General features: G+C 37.7%; 17 protein-coding genes. All 17 read right to left on the bottom strand.

The features are described from left to right. Positions 1-6: 6 nt before the first annotated feature. The 17 genes from GQ40_RS15200 to GQ40_RS15120 all read right to left on the bottom strand — a co-directional run bounded on the left by GQ40_RS15200 (position 7) and on the right by GQ40_RS15120 (position 17,874). A complete protein-coding gene (locus tag GQ40_RS15200; protein WP_013073621.1) occupies positions 7-1,362 on the bottom strand; it encodes an APC family permease in 1,356 nt (451 codons plus the stop codon). A gap of 74 nt (positions 1,363-1,436) precedes the next feature. Beyond that, complete coding sequence (locus GQ40_RS15195; protein ID WP_013073622.1) at positions 1,437-1,730, bottom strand: hypothetical protein; 294 nt, start codon at positions 1,728-1,730, stop codon at positions 1,437-1,439. A gap of 157 nt (positions 1,731-1,887) precedes the next feature. Beyond that, the gene (locus tag GQ40_RS15190; protein ID WP_047550294.1) at positions 1,888-2,430 is read right to left on the bottom strand and encodes a hypothetical protein; all 543 of its coding nucleotides are present in this window, start codon (positions 2,428-2,430) and stop codon (positions 1,888-1,890) included. A 160-nt stretch (positions 2,431-2,590) separates the two neighbouring features. Further along, positions 2,591-3,073, bottom strand: a complete 483-nt coding sequence (locus GQ40_RS15185) for a YybH family protein (protein ID WP_047552044.1) — start codon at positions 3,071-3,073, stop codon at positions 2,591-2,593. 19 nt (positions 3,074-3,092) lie between these two features. Then, positions 3,093-3,647 carry a potassium channel family protein gene (locus GQ40_RS15180; protein WP_052184289.1) on the bottom strand — a complete coding sequence of 185 codons (555 nt, stop codon included), beginning with the start codon at positions 3,645-3,647 and terminating at the stop codon, positions 3,093-3,095. A 174-nt stretch (positions 3,648-3,821) separates the two neighbouring features. Then, positions 3,822-4,418 carry a DUF4136 domain-containing protein gene (locus GQ40_RS15175; protein ID WP_047550287.1) on the bottom strand — a complete coding sequence of 199 codons (597 nt, stop codon included), beginning with the start codon at positions 4,416-4,418 and terminating at the stop codon, positions 3,822-3,824. Positions 4,419-4,443: 25 nt separating this feature from the next. Next, complete coding sequence (locus GQ40_RS15170; protein WP_047550284.1) at positions 4,444-4,992, bottom strand: YceI family protein; 549 nt, start codon at positions 4,990-4,992, stop codon at positions 4,444-4,446. Then, positions 4,985-6,511 (bottom strand): FMN-binding glutamate synthase family protein, encoded by a 1,527-nt coding sequence (locus GQ40_RS15165; RefSeq protein WP_047550282.1) that lies wholly within the window; start codon positions 6,509-6,511, stop codon positions 4,985-4,987. The genes GQ40_RS15170 and GQ40_RS15165 overlap by 8 nt, the downstream gene beginning before the upstream one ends. 9 nt (positions 6,512-6,520) lie before the next feature. Beyond that, the gene (locus tag GQ40_RS15160) at positions 6,521-7,168 is read right to left on the bottom strand and encodes a DUF2231 domain-containing protein (RefSeq protein ID WP_047550279.1); all 648 of its coding nucleotides are present in this window, start codon (positions 7,166-7,168) and stop codon (positions 6,521-6,523) included. A gap of 555 nt (positions 7,169-7,723) precedes the next feature. Next, positions 7,724-8,278 carry a DUF3347 domain-containing protein gene (locus GQ40_RS15155; RefSeq protein WP_047550276.1) on the bottom strand — a complete coding sequence of 185 codons (555 nt, stop codon included), beginning with the start codon at positions 8,276-8,278 and terminating at the stop codon, positions 7,724-7,726. Between the two features lie 23 nt (positions 8,279-8,301). Further along, positions 8,302-8,754, bottom strand: coding sequence for a heme-binding domain-containing protein (locus GQ40_RS15150; RefSeq protein ID WP_047550272.1), 453 nt, complete (start codon positions 8,752-8,754; stop codon positions 8,302-8,304). Next, positions 8,755-9,393, bottom strand: a complete 639-nt coding sequence (locus tag GQ40_RS15145; RefSeq protein ID WP_047550269.1) for a DUF3347 domain-containing protein — start codon at positions 9,391-9,393, stop codon at positions 8,755-8,757. 77 nt (positions 9,394-9,470) lie between these two features. Continuing rightward, positions 9,471-9,791, bottom strand: a complete 321-nt coding sequence (locus tag GQ40_RS15140; protein WP_047550265.1) for a four-helix bundle copper-binding protein — start codon at positions 9,789-9,791, stop codon at positions 9,471-9,473. A 38-nt stretch (positions 9,792-9,829) separates the two neighbouring features. Beyond that, entirely contained in the window at positions 9,830-12,241 is a 2,412-nt protein-coding gene (locus GQ40_RS15135) for a multicopper oxidase domain-containing protein (protein WP_231565582.1), read from the bottom strand. Between the two features lie 96 nt (positions 12,242-12,337). After that, on the bottom strand, positions 12,338-12,904 hold the full coding sequence (locus tag GQ40_RS15130; RefSeq protein ID WP_047550260.1) for a helix-turn-helix domain-containing protein: 567 nt from the start codon (positions 12,902-12,904) through the stop codon (positions 12,338-12,340). 3 nt (positions 12,905-12,907) lie between these two features. Beyond that, positions 12,908-14,125, bottom strand: a complete 1,218-nt coding sequence (locus GQ40_RS15125) for a TolC family protein (RefSeq protein ID WP_047550258.1) — start codon at positions 14,123-14,125, stop codon at positions 12,908-12,910. Then, the gene (locus GQ40_RS15120) at positions 14,122-17,874 is read right to left on the bottom strand and encodes an efflux RND transporter permease subunit (protein WP_047550256.1); all 3,753 of its coding nucleotides are present in this window, start codon (positions 17,872-17,874) and stop codon (positions 14,122-14,124) included. The genes GQ40_RS15125 and GQ40_RS15120 overlap by 4 nt, the downstream gene beginning before the upstream one ends. Positions 17,875-17,959 lie beyond the last annotated feature (85 nt).

Genomic DNA, 17,959 nt, shown 5'->3' with positions numbered 1-17,959 from the left:
TTATTTTTACATTTTCATTTGTTCTTTTTCACTGTTTTCCATTCCCATATTCATATTTCCGTCTTTATCTGTATGCGATTTCATAAAAATAAATTGAGAAAGAAAAATGAGGGCAATACCAATTGCAGCAACTATTAGTACAAATGGGTCGTTTACATATTTTAAATAGATAAATGCTGCCAAAATAACAACATCCAACAGTATGGCAATTATTGGAATAATCGGGTTGAATTTTACTTCCTTTTTCAAATATTTAAAAAGTCCCCAATGAATAGCAATGTCCATTATCAAATAGAAAATAGCACCAATGGAAGCTATGCGAGTTAAATCGAACAAAACAGTCAAAAGTATCGCTAAAGAAACAGTAAAAATCAGCGAAGGATTTTTAAGTTGCTTCATTCTGTTCATATCAGGAACTTGTTTCATATTGCTTAACATACCCAACATTCGCGAGGCAGAATATACGCTGGCAATTACACCGGAAACTGTTGCAACAATGGCTAGTAAAATAGTTAGCGTTGAACCCCATTCGCCAAATAGAGGTTTTGCTGCTGCTGCGAGAGCATAATCTTTTGCTATTATAATTTCTTCAATACTCAATCCGCCAGCAACCGATAATGCCAAAACAACATAGATAACCGTACAAACGATTATTGATATAATTATGGAACGCCCTACATTTTTATGAGGATTTTTTATATCGCCACCTTGATTGGTAATGGTCGTAAATCCTTTGTATGCAAGGATAGACAAGGCCAATGCGGCAATAAATCCAAAACCTTCAGGCAGGGATTGGCCATTGGCAGCACTATAAGTACCTGTGATTGTGGGTAAACCAGAAATAACCAATCCTGATATAGCAAGAACTGCAATACCCACTACTTTAATAATTGCAGTAATGGTAGCGGTAGTCTCAATAATCTTGTTACCCGAAATATTGATGATATATGCAGCAACAATAAGCAATACACCCAATGCAGATGCATAACCTTCATATCCTTGCGGAAACAGTCGTAACGCATACGCCCCAAAAGTACCTGCCACTAAACTTTCTGAGACAACCATTGATACATACATCAGCAAAGAAAATGAACCAGCAAGTGTACCTGGTAAATAGGCCTTTGTCAAAAATTTAGCAACACCTCCAGAAGAAGGATAGGCGTTTGAAAATTTAACATACGAATAGGAGCTAAAGCCTACTACAACTGCGCCTGCGATAAAAGCAATAGGAAATAAATCGCCGACTAATTCGGCTATCTGCCCCATTAAAACAAAAATACCTGCACCAATCATTACGCCTGTACCTAAAGATACAGAGCCTAATAATGAGAGCTTTTGGGTATTTATTTTTAATGGTTTCATCTCGAAATTTCTATTTAATCTGATTACAATATTGGTTGCGGGTCACTTTTTATATGTTATATATATGTTTCAAATTACCTTAATTTTTTTCGGATTGCCTCAGAAATATTTTCAGAGTAAACCCCATAAGCATCCACCAATAAGCCTTTTATTCCATTTTTGGAAGAAATGGCATATAGTACACTATTGTCATCTGTGCTACTCATTCCTTCAAAACGATGCATCTCGTCCACCTCAAAATCTTCTGGATGGAATTTCAACTTTAGAGCATTACATTCCAGATGTTTCTCTTTCAAATTGAAATCAACAGTGTAGCCTTTAGCCTGTAAATGAGCCATAGTTTCAGAAAGTGTATCGTAGCTTTTCATATTATAATAGTGCCCGACTTGGGAAGGAGTTTTAACTAATCAACAATGAAAAATTTTCCATTCCCTTCCCACATCAGGACTTATTTTATGTTCTCTTGGCCTGTTTTAAATATCATAAATACTCTTATCATTCTTTTTGAATATAGAAAACACATAGTTATTCCAATTTCAGCACCAATTGTGCAAATTGCACATTTATTGTTTTATCCAAACCTTGCATTAAAGAATCTAACCCAGTATCTGAAACCAAAACCTGTCCCGTTGCACTTATCAGACAAGACATATTTATGCCCTGTTCTATATGGGTAATGGTTGCTTTAAACTGTGATTTATAGGTTTCCCCTTGATATAGAACATCAACCAACCAATTAAAATTGATAGGGTCGTGCCGTTTTGATAAAAAATCAACGGATGGAATAGTACCTGTAAACCGGAGAATTGCAGGTGCTTCCCCTTCTTGTATAATGGCATATAATTCAGGATGGTCTGTTACTAAAGTTTTAAGGTCTAGAACACCATTTACCACTTTAGAATTATAATCAAGATATAGTGCCAGACTATGACTTTCTGCCTTGATAGTCTTACCGTCAACCAAAGTCATCATCTCAATATGGCCATCATCGGTTCTATATATTTTTTGAGCCGAAACCTCGAAAAATGTTATTAAAAGAACTGTAAATATCAATAGCTTTGTTTTCATAATGTTTATTGTTATAAATTGTTTTCTACCCAGTTAAAAGCTTCTAATATTTGGTCTATATTGAAATCTTTGGTCGTTCTTAACGAATCAATCTTGTAAACACATTTTATATCAGTTTTATACAGATGGATTATTTAAAAAAAGACACTTATTGTTGCAATTATTTCGAGTTTCTTGAAGATGAGTGAGTTTTAATAATTTTCCAATTTCCATCCATCTTCTTTAAGATAGAGGTTGCCACCCCTTTTTTCTTTATAGTCCTCGTATCTCCTTTGTCGTCTGGTTTAAGGACGATGGTATAAATATAAGTTTCTGTAGTAAATGCATAAGGTGTATCAACCTGTACATCAATCTCATAATCAGAAAATTCAAATTTTTTAAAATGCCCCAATTCTGGTCCTAAATGATGCTCTATATAGTGTGCATACGAGCCCTCGACACCTCCAGATTCGAAGACTTCGGAATTCTCGGAAAATAATTGAAATGTACCCTCGGTCGTTAGGTTTTGCAGGGCGTCTTTATATGATTTCATAACTTTTAGAACCGCTTCCTTTTCTGTGTCCGAATCTGTGTTTTGACTATAGATTTGACTAGTTGAAAATAACAATAGTGTTAAGAGTGTTGCAAGTTTTAGTGTTTTCATAATTTTAGTTTTTAAAGGTTTATTTATTAACGTGTATTCTATTAATGTTAGCAATGCCAAAGACAAGGACCAAAAAGCTCAAGAAAATTTCCATCATCACTAGCATTTTTCCCGAAATTGAAATCGGCACTATATCACCATATCCAACCGATGAAAAAGTGATTAAGCTGAAATATAGAAACTCAAAAAACTGTAATAAAAATGAGCCATTGAACGTTGTACTCGAATCGAAATTTTCAGGGTTCAAAATATATAAAGCGTGATAATCTGCCGTGAATGAAAATACAATCAAAACAATCAACACCGCAAATAATGTTAGGACGTGCGTAAGTTGATGGCTTTCCCCTATTATTTTAGCCAATTGTATGAACGTAAGCCGAACAATAAAAATGGTCTTGATTAGAGCCAAAGCCACAATTAAAATAGGTCGCCATAGGCCATTATCATCTGCTTGTGCCCAAAATATATAACTCAGTGATATAGCGATAACCGCCGTTGCGGTAAGCAATACTTTTTTAAAGAGCTGTCCATAAAACCCATTGCCGTTTGATATGTCATTTATAGTTTCTTTCACTATTGCTATTGGTATATTTTCATTATAAAAAAGTTGTGTAGACGTAGTACAAGTGTCAACTTAAAGTAATACTTGAAAATGAGAGATGGGTTGTTATTAATCAATCAACAAAATAATCCATCTCCCAAAATCAAGTTTTTTTTACCAAACTTTTCTTCTTCAATTTATTTTAAATTAATTTTTTACAGTATTCCCATATTGATATTTTGCAAATATTTTTGCCACCGCCTCCTTAATTTCCTTTTGCTTATCGGTGGTATTTGCGTGCAGCACGTCTGGCGCAAATCCTTGCCAGACTAATTGTCGTCTGCTCATATCTATAAGTTCTATGACAACGCCACCTTCTTTGTGTTCTTGAGATGATTGGTAACCGCCATAATATCCATAACCGTAAGACCCGAAATGACCATAACCGTGACCATAAGAAGGAAAATAAGGGTAGCCACCACCTGTGTTTATATCTCTTGTCTGTACAAAGATACGGGAATCTACCAATAAATCAGGATTGCTCTTATTCAAGACGTAGCCTTTATTTTCCATTTGTTCTTGAATGACGCCTTTTAACCGTTTCTTTATCAATGTGTTGAAAAATAACGGTTCGTTTTCCTTGTCGCTGTCCATTTGAAAATCATCGGACCAGTAAAAGGTTTTGTAGGTTCCAAACTGTGCCTCTTGGTCATAATCGGTAACAATGGCCGAAGAACTGGCCGAACAACTGACTGCGGTAGTGCCTATTAAAAGACAGACTGCCATTTTTTTTAATGTTCTCATAATCTATTTATTTCAACAATCTATTTTATTTCTTCGTAAGTATTGCATCCACACTCAAGTCGTGCTTGTCATTAACTTTTATAAATGCCAAACTTGGGCGCTCCAAATTATAATCGGTAATCAATAAAGACCAAGAGGCTATTAGTTGAATGGTATCTTCTGATACAAGTTTCAACTCAATAGGAATAGTTATTTCCCGAGTAACTCCCGCAAGGGTAAAATCGCCCTTTGCGTTGAGCGTTTGTGTCGCTTTTTCTTCAAAATTAAAATCGTCTATAAATTTTCCTTCAAAAAAAACATTTGGATTTTTTTCCGCTTTTAACAGCTCATACATATGTCCATCCCGTTTTTCATTGTCTGTCTTTATGGATTTTACAGGTACTGAAAAGGTCAACGTGCCGTCCTTAAAATCTATGGTGCCCTGTAAATCATCAGATTTGCCGATATAGGAATTAAGTGGCATTTTTGCTTTAAAGGATGCGGTTCCTTCCTTTACTATAAAGTTTTGGGCATTTATAGATACGTTGTTTGAAAACAACAGTATTAGTAAAAAATAAATTAAGTGTTTACCCATTACTTTTTATTTTTAGATCATTCAATCCATTAGAATATAACTCTTGATAAGTCGTGGTCTCATTCTCATTGATTCGGCGGACAATATACTTTTTGTCGATACCCTTTCTATTTTCAATACCCATTGATTTTAGCAGTTCCTTAAAACCTTCAATGGTATTTTTATGATAGTTGGCAACTTTGGTTTTTTTATCTTTTACAACAATGGATGCAACCCGGGAAGGCACCATTGTGGTAATTCCCGTAGGGCAGGTATCCAAATTGCATTTTAGCGATTGTACACAGCCCAAGGCAAACATCATCCCTCTGGCACTATAACAAGTATCTGCGCCGAGTGCCAACATTCTATAGATATCAAAAGCGGATATAATTCTACCAGCTGCCATTACTTTAATTTCATCTCGCAACCCATACTTTTTAAGAATGCCGTTTGCGAAATGGACGGCTTCAATTATTGGCATACCTGCCCAATGTAGGGATTCCATATGGGCAGCACCAGAGCCACCTTCAGCACCGTCAATGGCTATAAAGTCTGGGCAATTTTGGTTTTCGGCGAAGGTTTTAATCATTCTTTCAAACTCATCTTGTTGACCAATGCACAGCTTTATTCCCACAGGTTTTCCTTTACAGAGTTTTCTCAATTTTCTAATGAAGCGTAGCATTTCAACGTCATTGTCGAATGCCGAATGAAAGGCTGGGGAATGAATTTCCGTTCCCTGCTCCACATCCCTGAATTCGGAAATTTCCTTTGTGTTCTTCTTTGCCGGCAAAATTGCCCCAAAGCCAGGTTTGGCACCTTGCGATATTTTTATTTCAATCATTTTCACGACATCGTTGGTTGCGATGTCGGCGAATTTTTTAGCGTCAAAATTTCCTTCTGCATCACGACATCCAAAGTATCCCGTTCCAAACTGGAAAATAATATCTGCACCGTATTCTTGATGGTAAGGCGTAAAGCCACCTTCGCCGGTGTTTTGAGCAAAACCTGCTATTTTCGCACCACCGTTAAAAGCAAGGGTAGCATTTTTGCTTATGGAACCAAAACTCATTCCTGCAAGGTTGAGAATACTGGCAGAATAAGGTTTTGAGCAATGAGAACTTCCTATAAGAACTCTAAAGTCGTCATTGATTTGTTTTGCAGGATAGGTGGAATGGGTAAACCATTCACGACCTACTTTATCATACGGAATCTGTGTTCCAAAAGGCTGACTTTTATTGGCATCTGCGGCACGCTTATAGACGATTTCCTTTTGTATCCAAGTAAAGGGTTGCCCTTCGGTACGGTTGAGCAATAATGTTTCCTGAATAACGTGGCGCTGCTCCTCTAGAAGATTTGTGATTCTACCAAGCAAGGGATAGGTTCGCCTAATATTATTGGATTTTTGAAAATAGTCCACAAGACCAAGTACAAGGAAAGGAAGTATAATCAATCCAATCCACCACGAATGGGGATGCCAAAACACCAAAGCGATATACGCAAAAATCAAGAGTGTAGCGGTAATAATAAATTCTTTCCTCATTTTTCAATGTTAATGTGAATGTTCATCACTTTCTCCGTGACCTTCTTCGTTTTCGTTGCCAAGATATTTTCCTTGTGGGCCAACTCCCTCTATATATACCAGCTGCGAACCATAATGTCCTGCTTCGGAAACGGAATAGGCCGCAAAAGCCATTACTACAAAAACTGCTATTTCGAAACCGCGCTTTAGTTTGACCCAAAACAGACTTACTATTTTCAAAATAGCTGCAAGGGCACTTGACCATAGTGTCCAATCGGCATATTTATCGTGCTGTTCCAGTACGCTTTTTGCCATTTCGGTAAGGCCTTCTGTGTGCGGATGTACAAATGTTCCAGCAACGTATGCCCCGATAAACCCAGACCCTACCATTAAAAGAATGACCCAATCCATTGTCCGGTTCAAAATAAACAGCTGTATCAACTGTAAGACCACAGCTAACAGCAATAGCACTATGGGAAAATGCACGACCATAGGGTGCAGGTTGGGAAATGCATCAAAGTCTGCTTTTACAGGATCTGATTGTGCAACTGAAGTTGTGCTGACCGATAACTCAGTTTCATCAAGGCTATTTCGTTTTTCATTTAAGGCAAGGGCTTTGGTCAAACTACCTAAGAAGGCAATGACCAAAATGATTGAAAAAAAATGTTTTATTTTCATCTCTTACGGTTTTTAATTAGTCCCTATCAGTTGTAGTGCTAAGGCCCCAAAAACTATGAGGGCTATAATAGCATACATTATATAATTGAACCACTTCTTTAGCGGGTTTTTATTTTGCACTTTGCTATTACCTGTATTGCAACACTCTTTCATTGTTATATCATCCTTTTTTATATGCAAAATCCTTTAAATAATACTTGAAAATGAGAGGCAACCTTTATTAACCAATAACCAACCAAAATGTTTACCCCTCACAATCAAGTACTCTTCACTAAACTTCTCTTCATCATAAATTTTTAATTGCCTGACATAGGAAGAGAGATGTTATTATTTTAGGGATTTAATCTCTCTCCCACGTGCAGGCTGCTATTAACCAAATCAACTTTTCTTTTTCAAAATTAATTGTGCCTGACGAGGGAAGGAATTAACACTAACCATCAACCATTGCTTCCTTCCCTATCAGGTCTTATAACTACCCAGAGTAACTCTAAAATGGGAAGGGATTTAATATTAACTAACAAATTAAAACACACCTCTCCCCAAGACAGAAATTACCTACTGAATAGTCTTTTGAACCTTCCCACATTTTAGCATCTTACTACCGTAATATGGATTTCTTACTTCATCACTTGCACTCAACCAAGCACTACCTTTATCATACATAGGGCAAAATTGTTGGTACAAGGTGTTTTTTGTTCCTGTAATTGCGACCATATCCACTATATCCTTACTCAAGATTTTAAAATGTTCTCTTTGATGGTCTATAGCACTTTCAGCTATATGCTCAGCGTGTTCGGTAGCATCTTCTATGATATCGGCCAGCTCTTCTTGCTGTTCTTTTGTATAACTACTCATATCAAATGCTTTAAGAGTGGCTACCAATTTTGTTCCTGATTGTGCCGCTTTTTTAGTATCATCTCCTACCAAAGCATCTTTTAATATGAAGTAATCACTTAAAATAGCTTCGGCTTTTGCATCACTATTCATATTCATCATTTTACTATGATCCATTTCCATTTCTCCGTGATTCATTTTTTCTTTTTCCTGTGCATTGGTAAAAGAAATTGTTAACAATAGCATTGCTGCTATACTCATTTTTAAATTTTTCATTTTCCTTAATATTTAATTATTGTTTATAAACTATCCTTTAATTGTGTGATGAAATTGATTATTTCATTCGTTTCTTCCTTTGAGAACTTTGCGTCTTTATGAATTAAAGTGTAAGAATCTAAAGGCATTTCTCCGCTTTCTATTTGTTTAATAATTGATCGAAGTTTACTTTTCTTTCTTCGAGTGGATAGGGAATCCCATTCATTAAAATTAAGTTCGGCCTTTCCTTCTTTTATATGGTCTTCTAAGAACCAAGTCACGGGTTGGATTTTATTATACCAAGGGTACTGTGTATTATTACTATGACAATCATAGCACGATACCTGTAACTTATTCTGAATAGTCTCAGGAACGTTATGTACGAACATAAAATCAGTTTGGGGTACTGTATCGCTTTGGTTGCGTTCTGTGGGAATAAATTGAATTCCCACAAACGCTACCAATAATACTAATGCTATGATTTTTACAATCTTCATCTAGTTAATTTCTTTTTGCACCTTACCACATTTCAGCATTTTACTTCCGTAGTAAGGGTTTCTTACTTCTTCACTCATACTTAACCAATTACTCCCGCCATCGTACATTGGACAAAATTGTTGGTATAGCGTGTTTTCTGTTCCTGTGATTGCAACCATATCGGTTACATCCTTACTCAAGATTTTAAAATGCTCTCTCTGGTGGTCTATATCACTTTCAGAAATATGCTCTGCGTGCTCCACCGCATCTTCAATAATGTCTTTTAGATCAGCTTTTTGAGCGTCTGTATAATTTGAAACATTAAGATTACCGAAGCTTTTTGCAAGAGTAGCACCAAGTTCTTTTGCCTTAGCATTATCATCAGATACTAAAGCATCTTTGAGGTTGAAATAGTCATTTAAAATGACTTGAGATGCACCATTTCCATTCATTGCCATTTCCTTACTTTCTCCATCGTGATGACCATCATTATTATTATTATTATCGTGGTTCATTTTAGACTGGTTATCATCTGCATTCATTTCTGAATGATGACCATCTGAGTTATCGTGTTCTTTTTTGTTGTCTTTACAGGAAACTGCTAAAATCATTGTAGCAACTAAGGCTACCATACCAATACTTCTATTAATTGTTTTCATTATTTTTTAATTTTGAGGTTACTTAATTTTGATGGTATAGAGACTCTTAACAATAACAATAAGAGTCTCTCCACTTTTTAGGCTAAATATGCTTCACAAGCATCAGCACACTTACGACACGCTTCCGCGCAATCTTTGCAATGTTGATGATCGTGACCTTTGCATTCATCGGCACATTTAACACAAACTTTGTGACAGATTTCTACCATCGCTTTCGCGAAAGCGGAATCCATAGCAAGTAATTTTACTGTGGCACTACAGATTTCTGCACAATCTCTATCTGTACGAATACAGTCTACCATCATTTTTACCATATCTTCATCAAGACAGGCATCTGCACAATGGTTACAATGCGCTACACAATTGTTAAGCGCTTCAATCAATTTTTGATTTTTCATAATATTTAAAATTTACAGTTAATAGTTAATATTCAAGTTTAAAATCTTACGGATAATCCTCCGCCAGCTCCAAAGCGGTTATCATAACTTCCCATTAGCGAGAAATTTCTAGATAGCATATATTCGGCTCCTGCACTCCATACTGTTTCTGAAGTAAAGTCTTTATTCATAGGTAGGTCATCTACGAAACCTAAATCTATTTGGTATTCATAGTAACCAAATAAAGACAGTTTAGGGAATATCATTATACTACGGCCTACACCAATTCTTGGTCTTAATTTATTATCAACACGCACATCTAAATTGAATAAATAAGGTGTTAAATATCTAACTCCAACAACTGCTGTGGTACTAAATTCATCTAAGCTATCACGTGTTGAATTCTCAATATTAACTCCTCCAAAAACTCTCAAATAATCGTGCAAGTAGCGTTCATAAGTGAATTCTCCTTCCAGATTCTGGTTCCAACCATATTCAAAAGAAGCATTAAATTGATTTCTTATATTAGATGCTGTAAAAATAAAACCAGTAGTATGTGATGCGGCATCTGCTAATCCCCACGTGTACCATAAATCAGTTTCTTCAATAATTTTAGAAGCCGGAAATTCATCCATTCTTGGGTCTCTTGGTGTATCATAAGATACGACTCGCGCCATACCACCCATCATATGATATAAAATGTGGCAATGGAAAAACCAGTCTCCAGCCTCATCGCCATTATTTCCATAAAATTCTATGGTCATTTTTTGCATTGGTGGCACATTTACCGTGTGCTTTAATGGCGAGTATTCTCCATTTTCATTAATTACTCTAAAAAAGTGACCGTGCAAGTGCATTGGGTGGTGCATCATCGTCAGGTTATTGAATGTAATGCGCGTTACTTCCTTATTATTTATTTTAATATTATCCGCCTCAGATAATGGTACACCATTCATACTCCAGATGTAACGATTCATATTACCAGTAAGATTTAGTAATATTTCCTTAACGGGAACATCTTTGTCGTATGTTGTTTTGTTGGGCGATTTCAAATAATCATAATTGTATTCGGCAAATAGATCCATTCCTTCCATCTTCATTCCAGACATTGTTTTGTCTTTCTTCATATCCATTCCTGCCATATTAGAATGGTCCATCTTACCCATTTCTGTAGTATCTTTTGGCTTATTCATATCCATTCCAGACATTTTTGAATGATCCATCTTCATACCTTTCATTTTAGAATGATCCATTCGCATAGAGTCTTTAGGCATTTCCATTTTAGAATGATCCATTTTCATCTCTCCATCCATTTTCATTCCTTCCATTTTATCCATCTGCATCCCGTATTCCTCTTTCATCTCAAAACGCTCATCCTTACCTGGCTGAAATTTTAAGGCGTGTGCACCCATTTTCATATCCATTTTAGCCATTTTCTGCATCATCCCGATTTTATCTGGTCGAGCAACATCCATTGCAGGTAAAATTGTACCATTACCTATAAAAGCAGAGGCTGTACCAGAACCATCTTGTGCAGTAATTCTAAATTCCATCTTACCTTCTTTTGGTACCGTGACAATAAAATCATACGTTTCGGCTACTCCTATAAAAGTTTTATTTCTTTCGACAGGAACCACATCTAATCCATCTGAAGAAACCAGTACAGGCGCTTCCCCGCCAAAAGTCATCCAAAAAGAGGTAGAAGCTCCTCCATTAATCATTCTCAATCGAATTTTTTCGCCAGGTTTAAATTCTGGGTACTCAATTGTTTCTTCTCCATTAATCAAAAATGCCGGATAGTATACATCTGCTATATCTGCACCTTCCATACGCTGTCTCCAAAAATCTAATTGTGCACCAAAAGCGCCACGTGCAATTACTTGGTTAAGTGGTGTAGCTGTTCCTTTTTTAATACCATACCATTCGTTGCCACGTTTTAAATTACGCAGTACATTCATTGGCTTTTCATTTGTCCAATCAGATAATACCAACACCAATTCCTTATCATAATCCAACACTTTTTCTTTAGGCTGAATTACTATTGACCCATAAACACCACTTTGTTCTTGTAACATTGTATGGGAATGGTACCAATAGGTTCCAGATTGTTTGATAGGAAATTCGTATTTCTGTGTATGTCCTGGCTCTATAGGTGGTGTGTTTAAGTACGGTACACCATCGTAAAAGTTTGGAAGTAAAAGTCCGTGCCAATGCACTGAGGTTTCTACACTCATTTCATTTTTTACATATATTACCGCATATTCCCCTTCTGTAAATTCTAAGGTAGGACCAGGAATTGTTCCGTTAACGGTCATTCCCATAACGTCTTTCCCTGCTTTATTTACCGTAGCCTCACGTAAGGTAATAGTGTGTTCTCTTACTGGAAGGTTATCTATATTTCCTTGTGTGTCTTGTGCATAAACACCTGTAGTTAACCCAACCAAAAACAACAATATTATTTTAGTTTTCATTTTAGTTTTCATTTTAGTTTTTATTTTAGCTTTTATTTTGTTGACACGAAATTACTTTTGATTTAAAGCTTTTTGTATCATAATTATGGTTCTTATCTACCTTATTTGATCTAAAGGGTTTCTAATACTTTTTTGATTATTCTTATAATTAGTCAAACTCATACCAGTTTCATTCTTAAATAGCCTACTTAAATGATTGACATTGCTATAATCAAGTAGTTGTGAAATTTCTGTAAAGTTGTTTTCTTGTAAATGTATCAATTCTTTTACTTTTTCTATTTTTAACTTGATAAAGTATTTTTCTATAGTTATACTTTCATTAAATGAAAAAATCTTACTGATTTTTGAGTACTCGATACTCATCGTGCTTTCTAAATATTTAGAGAGAGTTTTTTCCAATTGCAAAGGCAGTTTTTGCAGTAACTTGATGAGTTCAATTTTAATTTGTTCTACTAGTTGCTGGTCTTGCGCCAGTAAAATTATAAATCCATTGTTCTCCAAAACATTTTTTATATTCTCAAAATCATCTATAGATTTCTCTTCGTAAATAATAGAACCCAATTCAATATGTTTTAAGTGAATTCCTAATTTTTCAACATCACTCTCGATTGCCTTAATACAGCGATTACAAACCATATTTTTTATGAATAATTTCTTTTCCATCGGTTAGTTGATTAGGTAATTAACAATTGCAGATTGTGTGTAATGCTTCTGTATCGATTCCACTTGATTTAACTGAAATTTGAGCTGTAACTCTTGGATATCCAGCACATCATTAAAATCAATGGAGCCCGTTTCATAGTTTTTAATGAGAATTTCTTCAGCATCTTCTGCTTGTTTCAGATTGTTCTCTTGTGTATTATATGCTATTCGTGCTTGGTTGCGTTGCGATATTGCTTTTGCGAAAGCGGATTCCAAAACATTCAATCGTTGTGCTTTTTGAGTCTCGATTTCTTGTTGGCGCAAGTCATTTTGCCTTGAAATAGATTTATACCGATTATTAAAAATGGGAATGGAAACTGAAACCATAGGCATTAGTATATCCTTTCCATTGTCTATTGGATTCATATCCGCTCGCTCGCTCACTGGTAGATAATCAACGCCAAAACCAAACATAGGTAATGCCTCACGCTGGTTGAGCAATTCAGATTGTGCTATCGATTCGTAGAGTTTATCATATTTAAGCAGTTCAGGATTAAGTGATAGTGCATCTCTACCAGATACGGCGTTTTCACTTGGAATTTCCATTAATGTGACCACATCAACCATCATAGTTCCATCACGATTGAGTAGCTTATTGAAGGTGATTTGTTCTGACCCAAATTCCTCTTCGAGCACCTCTTTTTGCTGTTGCAATTCATTTTGACGAATCTGTAATCTCAAAACGTCAACAGAAGATGCCTTGCCTACTTCAACCGATGTAAGGGCAAGACGCTCATAGGTTTCTAATAGTTTAATGTTCTTATCGAGCACCCTTTGCTTTGCTTGTATTTCATACAAACGATAATAGGATTGAGCTACAGAAAGTGCCAGTTTTCTTTTGGCAATTATGATTTCCACATATTCAGCATCAGCCATTGAACTGGCATAATTTTCCCTTGCCGTTATGGTCCCGAACCAAGGCAACATTTGCTTAAAGCCAATACGTGCTCTCTGCGCCCCAACACGGGTCTCGGGCTCACTGACAAAGTACCCAGCACTCACTTCAGTATTAGGCAGCCAGTTTGCTTCGTTCACTTTTTCTTCGGCGATGTTATAGCGCAGTTCAAAGGCTTGAATCTCGGGGTTGTTAGATTGTGCCTCTTCAATGTATGATTGTAGTTGTTGCGCTTTCGCGAAAGCGGAAACAAACAAAAGACAGGTAATAATTTTTATATTTTTCATTTGTTTGCTCGTTTAAGTTGGTACTCTTTTTTCCAGCTATATAATACTGGTACTAAAAAGTAGGATGTAATATCTATAATCATCCCACCGAAAATGGGTATTGCCATTGGTATCATTATATCGCTTCCCTTTCCTGTAGATGTGAGTACGGGCAGTAGTGCCAGCACCGTCGTAACGGTTGTCATTAAACACGGGCGGATACGTTTTCCTGCGGCTTCCAAGGTGGCGAGACGTATGGCTTTTTTATTATCTGGCTCGTTGCTTTTGAAAGATTGGTCTAAATAAGTGGCCATTACCACACCATCATCCGTTGCAATACCGAACAGGGCGATAAAACCTACCCATACGGCCACACTTAAATTGATGGTTTTCATATTGAATAAGTCCCGCAGATTTTCGCCGAAAAAGCCGAAGTTGAAAAACCATTCTTGCCCATACAACCAAATCATAATGAAACCACCTGCAAAGGCTACGGCAATGGCGGTAAAGACCATAAGCGATGTAGAAACCGACCTGAACTGGAAATACAAAATCAAGAAAATAACCAGCAAACAGAGTGGTACGACAACCGACAAGGTTTTTTCTGCTCGCAACTGATTTTCATAAGTTCCGGTAAAACGATAGCTAATACCTTGCGGCACGACCAGCGAACCGTTGTCAATATTTTCTTGAATCAAGGCTTGGGCATTTTCTACCACATCGACTTCGGCAAAGCCATCGAGTTTATCAAACAGCACATAGCCGATTAGAAAAGTGTCTTCACTTTTAATGACTTGTGGACCTTGTTCGTATCGTATCTCTACCAGTTCGCCCAGCGGTACAGGACTGCCTTTTTCTACGGGAACGTAGATATTTTTAAGGTCGTCTGGATTTGCCCGTAACTCTCGTGGATAACGAACCCGAACGGCATAGCGTTCACGACCTTCCACGGTTTGTGTGAGTGGCATCCCGCCAACAGCTACTTTAAGAACTTCCTGCACATCCATTACAGAAACGCCATATCTGGCGAGTTGTTCTCGCTTTATATCAATAAGTAAATAGGGCTTCCCAACGATACGGTCTGCAAATACAGCTTGCTCTTTAACACCTTCGGCTTGTTTTAAAATGTCTTCGAGCTGTAGGCCAAAAGCTTCTATTGTTTTCAAGTCTGGCCCTTTAACTTTTATACCCATAGGCGCACGCATACCTGTTTGAAGCATTACGAGCCTTGTCTCGATAGGTTGTAGTTTTGGTGCAGAAGTCACCCCTGGAAATTTGGTCACTTTCACAATCTCATTCCAGATATCGTCTGGGCTGTCGATTTCTGGCCGCCAGTTTCGGTAATATTCACCGCTGCCGTCTTCAATTAAATCGCTATGGGTTGCATTTGTTTTTAGTTGCGACGCCTCATAATTAGCGTCATCATCGATTTCATTATTTGGATTAATAATGAATTTATCATTTTTCAGAACAAATAAACCATCATCGTTTACGCGGTAGCGTTGTCTCTCGCCATTCTTGTTTCGCATATATTCAGATTTATACTGAATGACGTTTTCGTACATCGAGAGTGGCGCAGGGTCAAGAGCAGATTCTGTTCTACCCGATTTACCTACTACGGTTTCAATTTCAGGAATACTTGCCACAGCCATATCGAGCTGTTGTAGTACACGCTTGTTTTCTTCAACACCTGCGTGTGGCAAGGATGTAGGCATCAGCAGGAACGAGCCTTCATTGAGCGCTGGCATAAACTCTTTGCCCGTATTTCGCATTATGAGAATACCGAGCGTGAGCACCGTAGCGGGAACGATTAAGAATAGATATCGGTTTTGAAGTGCCCATCTCAAAATACGCTCGTAGTATATCCTGAAAATTGAGAATACACCGAGCAGTCCAAAACAGATAATGGATACAAATATCAGGTTCATCACGATGCTTCGGTCAAAGCCTAACGGTCGCCAATACGTAGCGAGCAAGAATACGATGGCAACCGATGAAATGATAATGTCGATTAGATTTTTACGCTTTCGCGAAAGCGTACCACGCATCTTTAAAAATGAAGTTATGGCAAAGGCGATAAGAATTAGTCCTAACCAATAGCCGTAAACGATAGCGAGAATCCCCAATAACACAAGTGCGCTGTTGATGGCATATTGAGTGCGTTCTCGTACACTCGTCTTGCGGAATAGGAAAGCCGCGATGGGTGGAATGATAAACAGCGCAATGATAAGGGATGCCGTGAGTGCCATTGTTTTGGTAAAGGCAAGCGGGCGGAACAGTTTTCCTTCGGCACCAATCATCGTGAATACGGGCAGGAAACTGATTATTGTTGTTAAAACTGCGGTTAGGATAGCACCAGAAACTTCGGCAGTTGCGTTGTAGATGATTTCGTTTGTACTGTATTCCTTACCGTTTTCATTAAGCCGTAACTTTTCATCTTCCAAGTGCCGTATCATATTTTCGGCGAGTATCACGCCCACGTCCACCATTGTACCGATGGCAATGGCGATACCTGACAAGGCGACGATGTTTGCATCTACATTAAAGAGTTTCATCGTGATAAAAACCATCAAAACAGCTACTGGCAACAATCCTGAAATTAGGATGGATGCACGCAGGTTAAATACCATTATGATAATGACCAAAATGGTAATCAAGATTTCCAAAGTCAGGGCTTCATTGAGCGTGTCCAGCGTTTCTTGAATGAGTTCTGTACGGTCGTAAAATGGAACGATGGTTACTTGTGAAGTGCGACCATCTGCCAAGGTTTTTGTAGGAAGTCCAGAACTTATTTCGGCGATTTGAGCCTTGACATTATTGATTACTTCCAACGGATTTGCACCGTAGCGAGCGACGACCACACCGCCCACAACTTCGGCACCTTCTTTATCTAAAATACCACGACGAGTTTGCGGTCCCAAATGAACAGTTGCGATGTCTTTTATTCGGATAGACGTAAAATTCTCTGAAGTGACCACGGCATTCTCAATATCTGCAACGGATTTTACATAGCCCAAACCACGAACCAGATATTCGGCCTGATTGATTTCCAATGTTTGTGCACCAATATCTTGGTTGCTCTGCTTAACGGCTTTGACAATGGCACTTAATCCAATATTGTATTGGCGCATTTTCTCTGGGTCCACATCTACTTGATATTCCTGAACATAACCGCCGATAGACGCTACTTCGGAAACACCACCTGCAGATGATAGTCCGTACTTTACATAGTAATCCTGTATGCTACGCAATTCCTGTAAATCCCAACCGCCTGTTACGTTGCCGTCTTTATCGCGACCTTCCAGCGTGTACCAAAATATCTGTCCCAAACCTGTGGCATCTGGACCTAAAGATGGGTTGACACCATCGGGTAAAAGGTTTGCAGGAAGTGAGTTCAGCTTTTCGAGTATACGACTGCGTGACCAGTAGAACTCAATGTCTTCTTCAAAAATGATGTAAATGCTGGAAAATCCAAACATAGAAGAACTACGGATGGTTTTCACGCCCGGAATACCGAGAAGGGAAGTGGTAAGCGGATATGTAATTTGGTCTTCAATATCCTGTGGCGAGCGGCCTTGCCATTTGGTAAAAACAATCTGCTGGTTTTCGCCAATGTCAGGTATGGCATCTACGGCAACTGGGTCTGTGGGCAAAAAGCCGGTTTCCCAATTAAAGGGTGCGTTGACCACACCCCAACCCACAAATAGCGCGAGTATTAGAACGGCAACAAGTTTGTTTTCTATGAGAAATTTAATGCTCTTATTCAGCATAGTATTTGATTATTAGAGTTTTGGAATTGCGTGTTGCATAAAATGGCAAACACGAGTTTTAGCCCACGACAGCGTAGCTGTTGGG

The organism is Psychroserpens sp. Hel_I_66, from assembly GCF_000799465.1.
Taxonomy (GTDB): domain Bacteria; phylum Bacteroidota; class Bacteroidia; order Flavobacteriales; family Flavobacteriaceae; genus Psychroserpens.
The sequence above is the reverse complement of the archived record's forward strand: the minus strand, read 5'-3'. Positions and strand labels throughout refer to the sequence as shown.